Annotated in this window: 10 protein-coding genes; 1 reads left to right on the plus strand and 9 read right to left on the minus strand. The window is 65.2% G+C overall.

Features of this window, described 5'->3' with window-relative positions; genetic code table 11:
- Window positions 1-308: 308 nt before the first annotated feature.
- Window positions 309-1,736: a DUF58 domain-containing protein gene (locus M1P90_RS17145; RefSeq protein ID WP_483704386.1), complete on the plus strand. Its 1,428-nt coding sequence runs from the start codon at window positions 309-311 to the stop codon at window positions 1,734-1,736.
- 534 nt (window positions 1,737-2,270) lie between these two features.
- On the opposite strand, the gene M1P90_RS17150 is transcribed toward M1P90_RS17145, so the two are convergent.
- The 9 genes from M1P90_RS17150 to M1P90_RS17190 form a co-directional block, all read right to left on the minus strand.
- On the minus strand, window positions 2,271-3,317 hold the full coding sequence (locus M1P90_RS17150) for a VWA domain-containing protein (protein WP_483704388.1): 1,047 nt from the start codon (window positions 3,315-3,317) through the stop codon (window positions 2,271-2,273).
- A 626-nt stretch (window positions 3,318-3,943) separates the two neighbouring features.
- Window positions 3,944-4,942, minus strand: coding sequence for a vWA domain-containing protein (locus M1P90_RS17155; protein WP_483704390.1), 999 nt, complete (start codon window positions 4,940-4,942; stop codon window positions 3,944-3,946).
- 218 nt (window positions 4,943-5,160) lie between these two features.
- Window positions 5,161-6,060: a DUF58 domain-containing protein gene (locus tag M1P90_RS17160; protein ID WP_483704391.1), complete on the minus strand. Its 900-nt coding sequence runs from the start codon at window positions 6,058-6,060 to the stop codon at window positions 5,161-5,163.
- Window positions 6,029-7,039, minus strand: a complete 1,011-nt coding sequence (locus tag M1P90_RS17165; RefSeq protein ID WP_483704393.1) for an AAA family ATPase — start codon at window positions 7,037-7,039, stop codon at window positions 6,029-6,031. Before M1P90_RS17165 ends, M1P90_RS17160 begins: the two co-directional genes overlap by 32 nt.
- A 411-nt stretch (window positions 7,040-7,450) precedes the next feature.
- Window positions 7,451-8,275 carry a S1C family serine protease gene (locus tag M1P90_RS17170; RefSeq protein WP_483704395.1) on the minus strand — a complete coding sequence of 275 codons (825 nt, stop codon included), beginning with the start codon at window positions 8,273-8,275 and terminating at the stop codon, window positions 7,451-7,453.
- Between the two features lie 439 nt (window positions 8,276-8,714).
- The gene (locus M1P90_RS17175) at window positions 8,715-9,695 is read right to left on the minus strand and encodes an aldo/keto reductase (protein WP_483704397.1); all 981 of its coding nucleotides are present in this window, start codon (window positions 9,693-9,695) and stop codon (window positions 8,715-8,717) included.
- A 1,410-nt stretch (window positions 9,696-11,105) separates the two neighbouring features.
- Window positions 11,106-12,437 (minus strand): ABC transporter permease, encoded by a 1,332-nt coding sequence (locus M1P90_RS17180; RefSeq protein ID WP_483704399.1) that lies wholly within the window; start codon window positions 12,435-12,437, stop codon window positions 11,106-11,108.
- A complete protein-coding gene (locus M1P90_RS17185; RefSeq protein WP_483704401.1) occupies window positions 12,434-13,237 on the minus strand; it encodes an ABC transporter ATP-binding protein in 804 nt (267 codons plus the stop codon). Before M1P90_RS17185 ends, M1P90_RS17180 begins: the two co-directional genes overlap by 4 nt.
- A gap of 242 nt (window positions 13,238-13,479) precedes the next feature.
- Complete coding sequence (locus M1P90_RS17190; RefSeq protein WP_483704403.1) at window positions 13,480-15,390, minus strand: efflux RND transporter periplasmic adaptor subunit; 1,911 nt, start codon at window positions 15,388-15,390, stop codon at window positions 13,480-13,482.
- Window positions 15,391-15,451: the final 61 nt, after the last annotated feature.

Consider the following 15,451-nt stretch of genomic DNA (forward strand, 5'->3'; position numbering starts at 1 on the left):
CCAATCCCAAAACCCCAGACCCTAAACCCTCGTGTGGTTGCAGGTTGCTCGTCATTCCTCCTGCCTCCTGCCAACTGCCCCCTGCCCCCTGCCAACTGCCCCCTGCCCCCTGCCCCCTGCCCCCTGCCCCCTGCCAACTGCCAACTGCCTCCTGCCTCCTGCCCCCTGCCCCCTGCCCCCCTGCCCCCTGCCTCCTGCCCCCTGCCAACTGCCAACTGCCCGCTCCTTCGCGCCTTTTGCGTTCTTTGCGGTGAATATTCCCGCCGCTTCCACCCCACGCCCTGCCGTTTCGTGGTACGATCGCGCCCATGCACAACGCTTCGCTGAAGAACCTGTGGGCGCGCGCGTGGCGCTGGCTCAGCATGGATGGGCGGCTACGACCGGCCCAGCCGCTGGCGCTGCTGCTCGGCCCGCTTGCCCTGGCGCTGGCGCTCGTCGCGCCCTACCAGGGCCTGTTTGTGCTGGCCTACGGCTGGCTGCTGCTGGCGCTGACGATGTACTGCTGGGTGCGCGTGCTGGGGCCGCGGGTGGCGCTGCGCCGGCAGCTGCTGGCCGAGTGGGCGCAGGTGGGCGACGAGCTGGCCGAGGCGTGGCTGGTTGAAAATCGCGCGCCGCTGCCGCTGCTCTGGCTCGAGCTCGACGACGCCTCGACCTTGCCGGGCTACACTGGCCGGCGCGTGGTGGCCGCCGCTGCCGGGGCCACGCAGCAGTGGCAGACCACGGCGAACTGCACGCAGCGCGGGGTCTACACGCTTGGCCCGCTCACCGCAACGCTGGGCGACCCATTCGGGCTGTTCCGCTACTCGTGGCGCGACACGCATGCCCGCCAGATTGTGATCTACCCGCCGCTGGTACGCCTGCCGCCGCTGCTGGTGCCGCAAGGGCGGCGCGGTGGCCTGGCCCACGCCGACCTGCTTCAGCTCAATGTCACGCCCAGCGTTGGCGGCCTGCGCGAGTACGCGCCCGGCGACCCGCCCAGCCGCATCCACTGGCCCACAGTAGCGCGCACCGACAAGCTGATGATCAAGGAGTTCGATCAGGAGCGCGCCGGGGCGTTCTGGATCGCGCTCGACCTGCATGCGCCTGCCTACGCCGCCGCCGACGCCGCGCCCCGGCCCAGCGCAGCCACGCACGCGCCGCGCGGCGACGACGCAGTGTACGACGTGCGCAACCGCCTGGGCGCATTCCAGCGCAGCGTCGTCGAGGCCAGCCTGACGCTGGCACCGGCTGCGTCGGCGCTGGAGCTGGCGGTGGTGCTGGCCTGCTCGCTGGCGGCGCAGGCGCTGGCCGAGGGCCGGGCTGTGGGCTTGCTGGCCGACGACGGGCAGCGCCGGCTGGTGATGCCGGGCCTGGGGCCGCGCCAGCTCTGGCGCATCCTGGGCGCGCTGGTCGATGCCCGCGCCACGGGTGCATTACCGCTGGCCGAGCTGCTGCGCCAGGGGCATGCCGCCCGCGCCAGCGAAACAGCCGGCGCGGCGCTGGCGGTGATCACCCCGGCGCTGGATGGCGCGTGGCTGCCCGCGCTGGCAAGCTGGCAGGGGCACCATAGTGGCGGCGCGCTGGCCTTGCTGCTCACGCCCGCCGCAACGCAGGCCGCGCCGCTCGCCGCGCGTCTGGCCGCCAGTGGCGTCGCCTCGCACAGCTTCGAGCTGGGCGTGCCGCTGCCGCTGCTCAACCCGCCCAAGCCGCGCAGCAGCGCGCGCATGTCGCCGCTGGGCAAGGTGGTGCGGGAGTAGATGCGCGTGGGAAGGGTTGCGGGTTGCTGCCAGGGCGTATGCGATACGCCCGTTCGCAGGGTGCTGCCAGGGCGTATGCGATACGCCCGTTCGCAGGGTGCTGCCAGGGCGTATGCGATACGCCCGTTCGCAGGGTGCTGCCAGGGCGTATGCGATACGCCCGTTCGCAGGGTGCTGCCAGGGCGTATGCGATACGCTCGTTCGCAGGGTGCTGCCAGGGCGTATGCGCTACGCCCGTTCGCAGGGTGCTGCTGGGGGCGAATGCGATACGCCCGTTCGCAGGGTGCTGCCAGGGCGTATGCGATACGCCCGTTCGCAGGGTGCTGCCGGGCCGTATGCGATACGCCCGTTCGCAGGGTGCTGCCAGGGCGTATGCGATGCGTCCGTTCGCAGGGTGCTGCCAGGGCGTATGCGATACGCCCGTGCGCAGGGTGCTGCCAGGGCGTATGCGATACGCCCGTTCGCAGGGTGCTTCTGGGGGCGAATGCGATGCGCCCGTTCGTTCGTCCTTCGTCCTCGGTCCTTCGTCGGCAGCTACGGCAGCGGGTGCCACAGCAGCGCCAGCCCAATCGCCAGCGCGGCCAGCAGCGCGCCCGCAGCGGTGAAGAACACGCTCAGCTCGGTCAATTCGGTGCGCATGATCAGCGAGGTTGGCAGATCCTGCAGCACAGTTTGCAGCTCGTTCGCGCTTTCGGCGGAATAATACTCGCCGCCAGTCATGTCGGCTATTTCGCGCAGGGTGTCTTCGTCGATGCCGCGTCGGAAGCCGCCAAAGTTCCCGCCACCACCGCCACCACCTCCGCCCTGCAGGTCGCGCCCCGGCCCGCCAAATGGGATACCGCCATTCTCGGTGCCAAAGCCAATCGTATACACCTTCAAGCCACGGTCGAGCGCCTGCTGCGCGGCTTCCAGCGGCGGCGGGCCAGTGGTGCTTACGCCATCGGTCAGCACCACCACAATGGCGGGGGCATACGCGCCTTTCGGCACTGGCGCGGGCGGCGGGCCAACCGAGTCGTCGCGCACAGTGGGCGGAACGGACGGATCGATCTGCGAGATCACGTCGATCGCTTCAAGCAGGCCGCTGCCGACAGCCGTGCCGCGCCCGGTGGTCAGGCTTGTGATCGCCAGCTCCAGCGATTCCTGGTCGGTGGTCGGTGGCTGGATCATTTCGGCAAAGCCGGCAAAGGCCACGATCCCAATCTGCGTCGTGGTTGTCTGGCTTTGCACAAACGAGAGCGCGGCGGCCTCGGCGGCCTCCAGGCGGCTGGGCGCGATGTCGGTGGCGCGCATGCTGCGCGACACATCGATCGCAAGGATCACGGTTGTCTTGCCGGCCGGCACGCTCACAACCGCCACAGGCCGCGCCAGCGCCACCAGCAGCGCCGTGAGCGCCAGCACAAACAGCGCAAAGGGCACGTGCCGCCGCCAGCGCGAGCTTTTGGGCAGGGCGTCGCGCAGCAGCGAGAGGCTTGAGAAGCGCACCGCCACGCGCTTGCGCCGCCGCAGCATCCAGACGTAGCCGGCGATCAGCAGCGGAATGATGCCCAGCAGAAACAGAAATCCGGGCCAAAGCCATGCCATCGCGAACCTCCAGAATGTGGAGCCGAGAGCCGAGAACCACGGAACTGCAGAACCACAGAACCACAGAACCACGGAACCGCAGAACCGCGTCCTGAGTAGCGCGTATCGAAGGGCGAGAACCGCAGAACCTGCAACTTGCAACCTGTAAACCTGCAACTGCAACAGAACCACGGAACCGCAGAACCGAGAACCGCAGAACCACAGAACCACGGAACCGCAGAACCGCAGAACCGAGAACCGCGTCCTGAGTAGCGCGCAGCGCGTATCGAAGGGCGAGAACCGCAGAACCTGCAACTTGCAACCTGTAAACCTGCAACTGCAACAGAACCACGGAACCGCAGAACCGAGAACCGCAGAACCGCGTCCTGAGTAGCGCGCAGCGCGTATCGAAGGGCGAGAACCGCAGAACCTGCAACTTGCAACCTGTAAACCTGCAACTGCAACAGAACCACGGAACCGCAGAACCACAGAACCACAGAACCACGGAACCGCAGAATCGCAGAACCTGCAACTTGCAACCTGTAAACCTGCAACTGCAACAGAACTACGCACTACGCACTACGCACCACGCACCACGCACCACGCACTACGCACCACGCACTACGCACTACGCACTACGCACTACTCTACGGCACGCGGCCAAACCACAGCATCGAAAGCAGCCCGCCGGCAAGCAGCAGCACAACACCAGCCGCCGCAAACAGTGCCGTGATCTCGATCTTCTCGGGCCGTACCACCAGCTGCAAGTCGATATCGTCGTACACCGCGCGCAGGTCGTCCTGTTGCTGGGCGTTGTAATAGTTCCCGGCAGTCGTTTCGGCGATCTGCTGGAGCAGCGCCGCGTCGAGCTGGGTGTGCACGGTGAAGCCGTTCACATGCAGGTCGGTGCCAGCGGGATTGCCCAGCCCAACCGCGTAGATACGCACGCCCCGGTCGGCAGCGGCCAGCGCGACTTCCAGCGGATCGGGGTTGGCGTTGTTCTCGCCATCCGTCAGCAGCACAATCGCGGTCGATTTTTCCGAACCGGCCGGCACCGGCGCGGGCGTTGGTGTGGTTTCGAGCGTGCTGTACAGGCGCTGCGCCGGCTTCTTGGTAGCATCGAGCACGTTGAGCGAGGTCGCCATGCCCTGGCCGAGCGACGTTCCGCGCTGTGGGGCCAGCCGGTCGATTGCCGCCAGAATAGCAGCCTGATCGGTGGAAGGCGCCTGCACCGCAAAGCCGCTGTCGCTGAACGCCACCACGCCAATGCGCACGGTTGTGGGCTGGTGCTGCACAAACTCGCGCGCGGCGGCTTTGGCTGCTTCCATGCGCGTAGGCGTCATGTCTTCGGCGGCCATGCTGCCCGACACATCGAAGGCCAAGATGACAGTACCTTCGATGCGTGGCAGAGAAATTGGCGCTTCGGGGCGGGCCAGCGCAGCCAGCAGGATCGTCAGGCCGAGCAGAAATAGCGTGGGCGGGATGGCGCGCCGTCGCCCGCCGCGCTGGCTGGCGGCCTGAGCCAGCCCCAGCGCGCCAAAGCTGCTGATTGCGCGCTCGCGGCGGCGCAGCAGGCGCCGGTAGAACAGCGCGGCCAGCGGGGCGAGCGCGATAAGAATGAGCATTGCGGGCCAGATAAACGACATAGGCCGGTCCATTTCCAGTGCGCCAGGCACCGCTTTCTACCGGGTCAAGGAGCCATCAGACAGGCGCATCCTGTTAAGCCCGAAGGGCTGTATCGAAGGGTGCGCATTTCCTGGTTTATGCGGTTTGCAGACCAATTGACCACGCACCGAGCGGCGAGAAACGCCTTCCAGCGTGGAAAACGCAACTGCCCACTGCATACTGCCGACTGCAAACTGTTCTAAAACTTGCGCCGCCGCCGCAGCGCCGCGAAGCGCACAATCGCGTGCACCAAATCTTCTTCGGTCGAAAGGGCCAGTGCATCCGCGCCGGCACGCTTGAAGCTGGTTTGCAGCACGGCTTCACGCTGCTGCGCCGCCTCGGCGTAGCGCTGGCGGAAGCGCTTGTCGTGCGTGTCGACGTAGAGCTGCTCGCCGGTTTCGGCATCTTCCAGAATGATCGGGCCGACATCGGGCAGCTCGCGCTCGCGTGGATCCCACAGGCGAATACTCACCACGTCGTGCTTCTGGCCGAGCAGGCGCAGCGGGCGCTCCCAGCCCTGCTCGCTAATGAAATCGGAGATCACAAACACCAGCGAGCGCCGCCGGATGGTGCGCAGCCCGGCTTCCAGCAGCGGCGCAAGGCTGGTAAAGGGCGCGCGCGGCAGCTGCGGCTGCCTGATCATATCGTTCACCAGGCGCAGCACCTGCTGGCGGCCCGTGCGCGCCGGGATGGTTTGCGCAACCTGGCTGCCATAGAAGATCGCGCCAACGCGATTGCCCTGGCGCGTCAGCAGGCGCGCAAGCGTCGCGGTGAAATCGACCAGCATGCTGCGCTTGTGGCTGTGCAGCGGGCCAAAGTCCATCGAGGGGCTCATGTCGAGCAGGAACCACGCGCTGATCTCGCGATCTTCGACGTACTCGCGCACATAGGGCGTGTCCATGCGCGCAGTCACATTCCAGTCGATGTAGCGAATGTCATCGGCTGGCTGGTATTCGCGCAGGTCGGCAAAATCGATGCCGTGGCCGCGAAAGAGTGTGCGATAGTCGCCCTGCAGCAGCCCGTCGAGCCGGCGAATCACCTGCCAGTCGAGCCGCTGGAGGATGCGCTCAGGCGAGGGTGCGGAAGCGGGCGCGCTCATGCAGGGGTACCTCCGGCACTGGAATGCGATCCAGAATCTTGTGCAGCACATCGTCGGCGCTGACGTTGTCGGAAAGCGCTTCGTAGGAAAGCACCAGGCGGTGGCGGATCACGTCGAACGCGAGGTCGCGCACGTCTTGCGGCAGGGCGTAGCCGCGCCCGCGCACAAAGGCCAGCGCGCGCGCCGCCAGAATGAGGTTGATCGAGGCGCGCGGGCTTGCGCCAAACATCAGGTAGTGCGCCACTTCTTTCGCGCCATGCTCCTGCGGCGCGCGCGTGGCGGCAACCATGCGCACGGCATACTCGATCAGCGCCGGGTCGACATACACGGCGGCAGTTTCTTTTTGCAGCGCCACAAGCTGGTCGGTGCTGAGCACGCGCTGCACCGCCTGAAGCACGCCGGTCATGCGCTCCACAATCACGAATTCTTCGGTGGTGGAAGGGTAGCCCACCAGCACCTTGAGCATGAAGCGGTCGACCTGCGCCTCGGGCAGCGGGTAGGTGCCTTCGGTCTCGATTGGGTTTTGCGTGGCCAGCACCAGGAAGGGATTCGGCACCTGGAAGGTTTCGCGCCCGATCGTCACCTGGCGCTCCTGCATCACTTCGAGCAGCGCGCTCTGCACCTTGGCCGGCGCGCGGTTGATCTCGTCGGCCAGCAGCAGGTTGGTGAAGACGGGGCCAAGCGCGGTGTTGAACTCGCCGCTTTTCTGGTTGTAAATGCGCGTGCCAACCAGGTCGGCCGGCACCAGATCGGGCGTGAACTGGATGCGCTTGAACTCGCCGCCGATCGCTTCCGCCAGCGTTTTGATCGCCATGGTTTTCGCCAGGCCGGGCACGCCTTCTACCAGGATGTGCCCGCGCGCCAGCAGCGCCACAATCAGCCGCTCCAGCAGGTTGTCCTGCCCGACGATCACCTTTTTGACCTCGTACAGCAGCTGTTCCATCATCCGGCGGCTTTCGGGGTTGGTGCGTTGCTCCATCAGTCATCCCTTCTGTGTAGGGCTAGTGTTGAGTTTGCAGGTTGGCAGCCGGGGCGTATGCGATACGCCCGTTCGCAGGTTGCAGCCGGGGCGTATGCGATACGCCTGTTCGCAGGTTGCAGGTTGCAAGTTTGAATGTTGCAGGTTGCAAGTTTGAATGTTGCAGGTTGCAAGTTTGAATGTTGCAGGTTACAGGTTGCAGGTTGCAGGTTGCAGGTTGCAAGTTTGAATGTTGCAGGTTGCAAGTTTGAATGTTGCAGGTTACAGGTTGCAGGTTGCAGGTTGCAGGTTACGGGTTTGAATGTTGCAGGTTTCAATGTTGCAGGTTCAATCCCAAAACCCCAGACCCTAAACCCTCGGGCGGTCGCCACCGCCAACCTGCAACCTTCCAACTTTCTAACTTTCCAACCGTTAGTACGGTGGCGCGCCGGCCGCCCCGCCCGCCACGTCGATCGGCACCGCGAAGCCAATGCCAATAAACACATCCTGGTCGGTTGGGTTGACAATGCCGGCCACAATGCCGATGACCTGCCCGTAGCGGTTGAGCAGCGGCCCGCCCGAGTTGCCGGGGTTGATCGCAGCGTCGACCTGAATCAGGCCACGCAGGGGTTCGCCGCCGTTGGGTGGGCGAAACGCGCGGTCGAAGCCCGAGATGACACCCGCGCTCATCGAGCCGTACAGGCCGAGCGGGTGGCCGACCGCGTAGGCTTCGTCGCCGACGTGCATGGCGTTGGGGTTGCCCAGCGTGGCCGGCACGAGCTGCGCGGGCGGTTTGGTGGCGCGCAGCACGGCAATATCGTGCTCGGGCTGCTCGGCCATCACAATCGCGCCCGACTCGGTGCCATCGGGGAAGGTGAGCTTGATCGCGTCGGCGTCGGCAATGACATGCAGGCTGGTCAGAATGTCGCCCTGGTCGCTCACGACTACGCCGCTGCCAAAGCCGTTGCTGGTGCCATCCGCGCCGGTTTCGATCAGCACCAGCGACGGGCGGATGACCTGGTAGACCAGCGCGGAGTAGGCCGGCGCGGGCGTGGCCGAGGCCATGGTGTTCATGATGTCGGTGTGGACGTCCTGGGCGGAGAGCGGCGCGGGCGGGGGCAGTAGCACACGGTACACCAGCAGCGCCACGAAGGCAGCAACAACGCCGCCGAGGAAAGGCACGGCACGACGCGCCTGAGTGCGCGCGCGGCCGAGGCGCTCGCGAAAGGATGCGCGTGGTGCGGGTGGTTCACTCATAGCGTTCCCCATGCTACGGAACGGCTAGCGACAGCGGAGGGCGAGTGGTGCGAGAATGGAACAGCCCTCGTGGAGATTGGGCGGTATTATAGACCACCACTCCCCGGCGTGCATGGCTTTTGGTGGCAATTTTCATTAGAGGGTGATGAATGCCGCGCCAACGCAGCGGCGCCGCCAGTTTCTGGCGGCGCCGTGTATGACCTTGCGTAAGACGATGCAAGCGGAAAAGTGGGGATTTCAGAAGCGAATGGGGCGGGCCGGGGCAAGTGCCGAAGTTCGTTTTGGCGCGCTGGCCTCTTACGCAGGGCGGGCTGTGTGTGGCTGGCGCGGCAGTGTGGGCTGCCGCGCCGGCGTTTGTCTGTGTTCTGCCAGGAGTATAGCAAGCTATTTTTAAGAAACGATGAGGATGTGCTATAGAAAGTATGAGCGTTGTGTGAAACTACTGAAATCCAAGCACCGGGTGCGGCTGGTAGGGCGCTTCCAGCACGGCCAGCTCGTCGTCGCTGAGCTTGAGCTCAAGCGCGGCCACGGCATCGTCGAGGTGCTGCATCTTGCTTGCGCCAATGATCGGCGCGGTTACGCCCGGTTTGTGCGCCACCCAGGCCAGCGCCACCTGCGCGCGCGGCACGCCCCGCGCCGCCGCCACCGCCGCCACCTGCTCGACAACCTGGCGGTCGGCGGTTTCCGTCACGGCGTACAATCGTTTCGCCACTTCGTCGGTTTCCAGCCGCGCGCTGCCTGCGTCCCAGTCGCGGGTGAGCTTGCCGCGCGCCATGGGCGACCAGGGGATGACGGCGATGTTCTGGCTGCGGCAGAAGGGCAGCATCTCGCGCTCTTCCTCGCGGTACAGCAGGTTGTAGTAATCCTGCATCGAGACAAAGCGCGTCCAGCCGTGCTTGTCGGCGGTGAACAGGGCCTGCGCGAACTGCCACGCATACATGCTCGACGCGCCGATGTAGCGGGCTTTGCCAGCCTTCACAATGTCGTGCAGCGCCTCAAGCGTTTCTTCCAGCGGCGTCTCGTAGTCCCAGCGATGAATCTGGTAGAGGTCCACATAGTCGGTGCCGAGGCGCTGCAAGCTCGCGTCGATGGCGGCGAACAATGCCTTGCGCGAGAGCCCGCCCTGGTTCGGGCGCCCGCCCCACGGGAAGAAGCCCTTGGTCGCAATCACAACCTCGTCGCGCCGGGCAAAATCGCGCAGCGCCCGCCCGACGATCTCTTCGCTGGTGCCGTCGGAGTAGCTGTTGGCGGTGTCGAAGAAGGTGATGCCCAGCTCGAGCGCGCGCTTGATGAACGGGCGGCTCTGCTCTTCGTCGAGCGTCCACGGGTGGGTGCCGCGCTCGGGCACGCCATAGGTCATGCAGCCCAGGCACAGCTTCGAGACTTTCAGGCCGGTTCCGCCGAAACGAACGTATTCCATGGTGCACCTCCGTCTATTGGTTTCGGCGGCATGATAGCAAACATATGTGTGTTTGTTTTTCGGGGCGCTTCGACCCTACTTCTTCTTTTCGCGGTGCTTCGCTCCCGTATTCCGCATCCTGAGTAGCGGCGCAGTCGCGTATCGAAGGGTGCGGGGCGCTTCGCCCCCGAACCCCGCTCTCTTGCCTCGGCGGAGGCTTGTTTGGCTTTTTGTCGGGGCGCTTCGCCCCCGTGCCCCGATCTTTTGCCTCGACGGAGGCTTGTTTGGCTTTTTGTCGGGGCGCTTCGCCCTCGTGCCCCGCTCTCTTGCCTCGGCGGAGGCTTGTTTGGCTTTTTGTCGGGGCGCTTCGCTCCCGTGTTCCCGATGTGGATGTTTGGAGATCATATCGGGGGCTACGCGCCCCCGAACCCCGCGGCAAGAGGCTGCCGCCAGCCTCCTGCACCTCGCCGTCGGGGCCTTGCCCCGAACCCCAAAAAGAGCGTGATTGGCTGGCAAAATGGCGTACAGTCATGCCTCCGTGGTGCTCGCCGCCGGCATCATACGATTCAAGAAGTGCCAGTTTGAAACACTTCCAAAATTGGAATTCTTTGCTCTTTCGCTGCCGGATTTTTGGCACAACGGAGGCATGACCGCGCAGCTTTTCAATAGCTACCCACATTCATTTCGGGTCCAGGGGCGAAGCTCCTGGCCGGGGTGCTGGGGCGGGAGCCCTAGCGGCCTTGCGGCCTGAGCAAGCTGCGCTTAGGGCTGGTACTGCTTGGATACAAAAGCGCCTTGCGGCCCGAGCAGCAGGTGCTCGAATTGTCATGCCTTGCGGCAGAACTAGAAGCAAGTACCAATTCATTTGGCAGATGCCAGCGGCAGGCACAACGGAGGCATGACCGCGCAGCTTTGCAATAGCTACCCACATTCATTTCGGGTCCAGGGGCGAAGCTCCTGGCCGGGGTGCTGGGGCGGGAAGCCCCAGCGGCCTTGCGGCCTGAGCAAGCTGGTTTGAAGGTGGCACTGCTTGGATACAAAAGCGCCTTGCGGCCCGAGCAGCATGTGCTCGAATTGTCATGCCTTGCGGCAGAACTGCAAACCAGTACACGATTGATCGTCAGATGCCAGCGGCAGGCACAACGGAGGCATGAGCAATTGTCGTTGAACCTGGTATGGCTTCCCTTTCGGGTCCAGGGGCGAAGCTCCTGGCCGGGGTGCTGGGGCGGGAAGCCCCAGCGGCCTTGCGGCCTGAGCAAGCTGCGCTTAGGGCTAGTACTGCCTTGAAAATACAAACCCCAGCGGCCTTGCGGCCCGAGCAGCATGTGCTGAAATGAGGAACAGGGGCGGAGGGGCGGACACACAGGTCCGCCCAGACAGGTCCGCCCAGACAAGTCCGCCCAGACAGGTCCGCCCAGACGAGCGAAGCCCCTAATCGAAGCGCAGCGCCTCGATCGGGTCGAGGCGGGCAGCGCTGCGCGCAGGCGCAATGCCAAAGCCCAGCCCCACCGCCACCGCAAAGCCCACCGCCATCAGCGCCGAGCTTGCGCTGGGCACCGCGCTGATCAGCCCGCTGATATTCACGCCAAACGCAATCAGCAGGCCCGCCGTCAGGCCGATCAGCGCGCCCACCAGGCTGATCGTCAGCGCCTCGAGCATAAACTGCTTGAGGATATCGGCCTCGCGCGCGCCCAGCGCCTTGCGCAGACCGATCTCGCGGGTGCGCTCGCGCACCGACACCAGCATGATATTCATAATGCCAATGCCACCCACCAGCAGGGAGATCGCCGCGATTGCGCCCAGGAACAGCGTCAGCGTGCGGGTCGTCGAGGTCAGACTGTCGAGCTGATCCTGCTGATTGATCACGCTGAAGTCGTCGGCGCTGCCATCTTCCGCCAGGTTGTGCTGCGTGCGCAGGGTCTGCTGAATTTCGCCCAGCGCCGCGTCAACGCTCTCGGAATCTTTTGCCTGAATGGCAATGCTCGACACCAGCGCGGAGCCGCCGCTGATCGCGCGCCCGCCGAACAAGGTGCGCTGCGCCGTGCTCAGCGGCACAATCACGCCGTCGTCGGTCGAGCCGAAGCCGCTGCCGCCCTTCGAGGCCAGCACGCCCACAACCGTGAACTTCAGGCCGCTGATGCGGATCGACTGGCCGACCGCGTCGCCGTCGGGGAAGAGCGTGGTGGCGACATTCGCGCCCAGCACCACCACGCTGGCGCGGCTGCTTTCGTTTTCGTCGGTGATGAAGTCGCCCGTGGCGACGCTGGCGTTATGCACTTCCAGGTAGCTGGGCGTCGCGCCGACGATCTGGGCGCTGGTGTTCAGGCTGCCCGCCACAAGCTGGCCGTTGCCATTGTACTCGGGCGAAACCAGGCTGGCATCGGGAACATTATTCACGTCGGCCAGCGCCTCGGCATCGGCGGTGGTGAGCGTCTGGCTGCTGCCAACGCCGCCGCCAACGCCGCCAGAGTTGCTCGCGCCCGAGCGCACGGTCAGCAGATTTGCGCCATTCGCGGTGATGGTGGACGTGATCGAGGCCTGCGAGCCCTGGCCGATTGCCATCAGGGCGACAACTGCCGCCACGCCGATGATGATGCCGAGAGCAGTGAGCAGCGAGCGCAGTTTGTTCGCCACCAGGCTGCGCAGGGCGATGCGCGCGGTTTCGCCGGTGCTGATGCCACCCGACTCAAGATCGACCAACTGTTCGTCCTGCGAGGCGCTGGCGTCGCCGGCCGCGCCAAAAATATTCTCAACTGTGCTCATGATGTTCTCCGCATTGCAAAGGCCGGCGCGCGATTGGTGATCGAGGGCCGCCGCGTGATTCGAAGGGCTGGCGCGCTGTGGGGCACGCCTGGGGCAGCGGGCGTGTCGTGCGGCGTATTCTGCACATCGCTGTCGAGCAGGCCGTCGCGCACGGTCAGCACGCGGCGCGCGTGCGCTGCGATGTCGGGCTCGTGCGTCACCAGCACCACGGTGATGCCCTGGTCATTCAGCTCTTTGAACAGCGCCATGATCTCGATGCTCGATTTCGAATCGAGGTTGCCGGTTGGCTCGTCGGCCAGCAAGAGCGCCGGGCGGGTGACCAGCGCGCGGGCAATCGCGACGCGCTGCTGCTGGCCGCCGGAAAGCTGCTTGGGCCGGTGATCGAGCCGCTCGCCCAGGCCCACCAGCTCCAGCACTTCCTGCGCGCGCGCTTCGCGCTCTTCGGCGCTTACGCCGCCGAGGTAGATCAGCGGCAGCGCGACATTTTCCAGCGCAGTCTGGCGCGGCAGCAGGTTGAACTGCTGGAACACAAAGCCGATTTTGCGGTTGCGCACCGCCGCCAGCAGGTCGCGGTCGATCTGGTCGACCGGCAGACCGTCGAGGATGTACTGGCCGCTTTCGGGCGTGTCGAGGCAGCCGAGCAGGTTCATCAGGGTGGATTTGCCCGAGCCCGACGGGCCCATAATCGCCACAAACTCGCCGCGCGCAATATCAAAGCTCACGCCGCGCAGCGCAGGCACGGTGATGTCGCCCATCTGGTAGGTTTTGCGCAGGTCGCGCACCTGGATCATTGTCTGCATGGTCTTTCTCCTCCGTTGTTGACCTGCTGCTAGGGTAGCAAGAACTTATTCAAAGATTGTTAGGGAGCGATGTGTTCGGTATGTAGAAACGACAAAGCGCGCGTGGCATGCACGCGCGCTTCGCTTTGGATGGACTATAGCGATTTGCAGAACGATTGAACATTCAGGTGCTGGAGATAAACGCATTGTAAAGCGGAAAAATCACTGCCTCCTGCATCCTGCCGACTGCAAACTGCTATAGATTATTGTCCGGGCGGCGGTCCACTCGGCCCACCAGTCAGGCCGCCCAGGTTGGTCGAACGGGTGGACGTCGTCGAGCTGCTTGTGGTGGTCGTCGTACCGCCAATCACCAGCACGTCGCCGGCCTTCAGCGCCGCCACACCATTCCCGCCGCTGCTGACGATCTGGGTTTTGCCGTTGCTCACCAGTCCGGTGGTCACCGGCACGCTGATGGTGGTGTTGCCCTGCTGCAGCGTCACGGTCTTGCTTTCGCCGCTGGTCGTGATTGCGCGGGTTGGCACTTGCAGCGCGCCCGCAGCCTGCTCGACCTGGATGTCCGCCGTCGTGCTCATGCCCACCTTCACCGCTGCGTCGCCGGGGTTGAACTCAATCTGCACGGCGTAGGTCACCACATTTTGCGATGTCGTGGCCACCGGCGCGATTGAGGTGACTTTGCCCTGCAAGGTCGTGTCGGTCAGGGCGTCGAAGCTCAGCGTGACGGGCTGGCCCACCTGCACTTTGGCGGCGTCGCTTTCGCTCAGGCTCACTTCCACGTGCATCGTACTCTGGTCGACAACCGTCACTGCGCTGGTGCCGGAGCTGATTGTGCTGCCCTCGACGACATTCACTGCCGAGACCACGCCATCGAACGGAGCAGTGAGCGTGGCCGCAGCCAGGTTGCGCTCGGCCGTGTCGGCAGTAACTTGCGCCTGGAGCACGCTGGCCTCTGCTGAGGTCAGGTCGGCGTCGGTGGCGGGCGCGGTCAGGCTGTCGAGGTTCGATTGCGCCTGCGTCACGCTCGCCTGCGACTGGGCGATAGCGGCGGCGGTGCCACCCTGCGTCAGGTTGGTCAGGTTAGCCTGCGCCTGTGTCACGGTCGCCTGCGCCTGGATCAGATCGCTCTGGCTGGGGTTCTTCAGCACGTTCAGGTCGGCCTGCGCGCTGGCAAGCGTTTGCTCGGCCTGCTGCACCGACGTCACCTCGCTCTGGCGGGCGCTGTCGTAGGACAGTTGCGCCTGCTGCACGCTGTTCTGCGCGCTGTCAAGCGATGCCTGCGCCTGCACAAACGCGTCGTAGTACTGCTGGCGCTGGGCGTCGTTCAGGGTGTTCGCCACCGCCTTGCCCTGCGAATTGGTCTTGGTGGGCGTAACCGGGTCGTTGCCAGTGGATTGCACATACTGCCAGTTCTGCAGCGCCACCGAGTACTTCGACTGGGCCTGCGTGAGCGAGTTTACCGCATTCTGAAGCTGTATCTCCGCGCTGGTTTTGGCCTGTGAGGCGCTGTTGCGCGTGCTTTCCAGGCTGGTTTGCGCCTGGTCAACTTTCGACTGGGCGGCCTGCAGGCTGGCTGCGTCGGGGTTCTTCAGCGCGTCGAGCTTGGCCTGCGCGCTGGCGAGTGAGGCCTTGGCGCTGGCGATGTCGGCGGCAGTGGCGGTGCCACTTTTGGTCTGCTGAAGCTGCGCCTCGGCGCTGGTGAGCGAGGCCTGCGCGCTGGCGATGTCGGCGGCGGTGGCGCTGCCGTCTTGCACCTTGGCGTAGCTGGCCTGCGCGGCCTTGAGGTTGGCCTGCGCCTGCTGAAGTGCAAGCTTCAGGGTTGTGGTATCGATGGTGGCTAGCTGCTGCCCGGCGGTCACCTGCTGGCCGATGGCGACATCGACCGAGGTGACGGTGCCGGCCTGCTGAAACGGCACTTCAACGGTGCGGGCCGCTGCGACGGTGCCGCTGCCGCTGACCGTCACGGCCAGATCGCCCTGGGTGACCTGCCCGGTGCTGGTGGTGGTGGTGCTGCTCTGCTGCGACGAGCGCCACCAGAGCGCGCCGCCGGCCAGAAGCGCAACCAGCACCGGCGCGATTAGCCAGCGAACCCAGCGCCGCTTGGGGCGCTGTGCGCCCGCAGGAGTGCGCGTGCGTGGAAATGGAACTGATGTTTGCATAACCTTCTCCATCGTTACTGTCGTGCCAGATGGCGCGTGTTTCGTTTGATGGAGCTATGGT

The organism is Kouleothrix sp. 19917 (genome assembly GCF_057073505.1).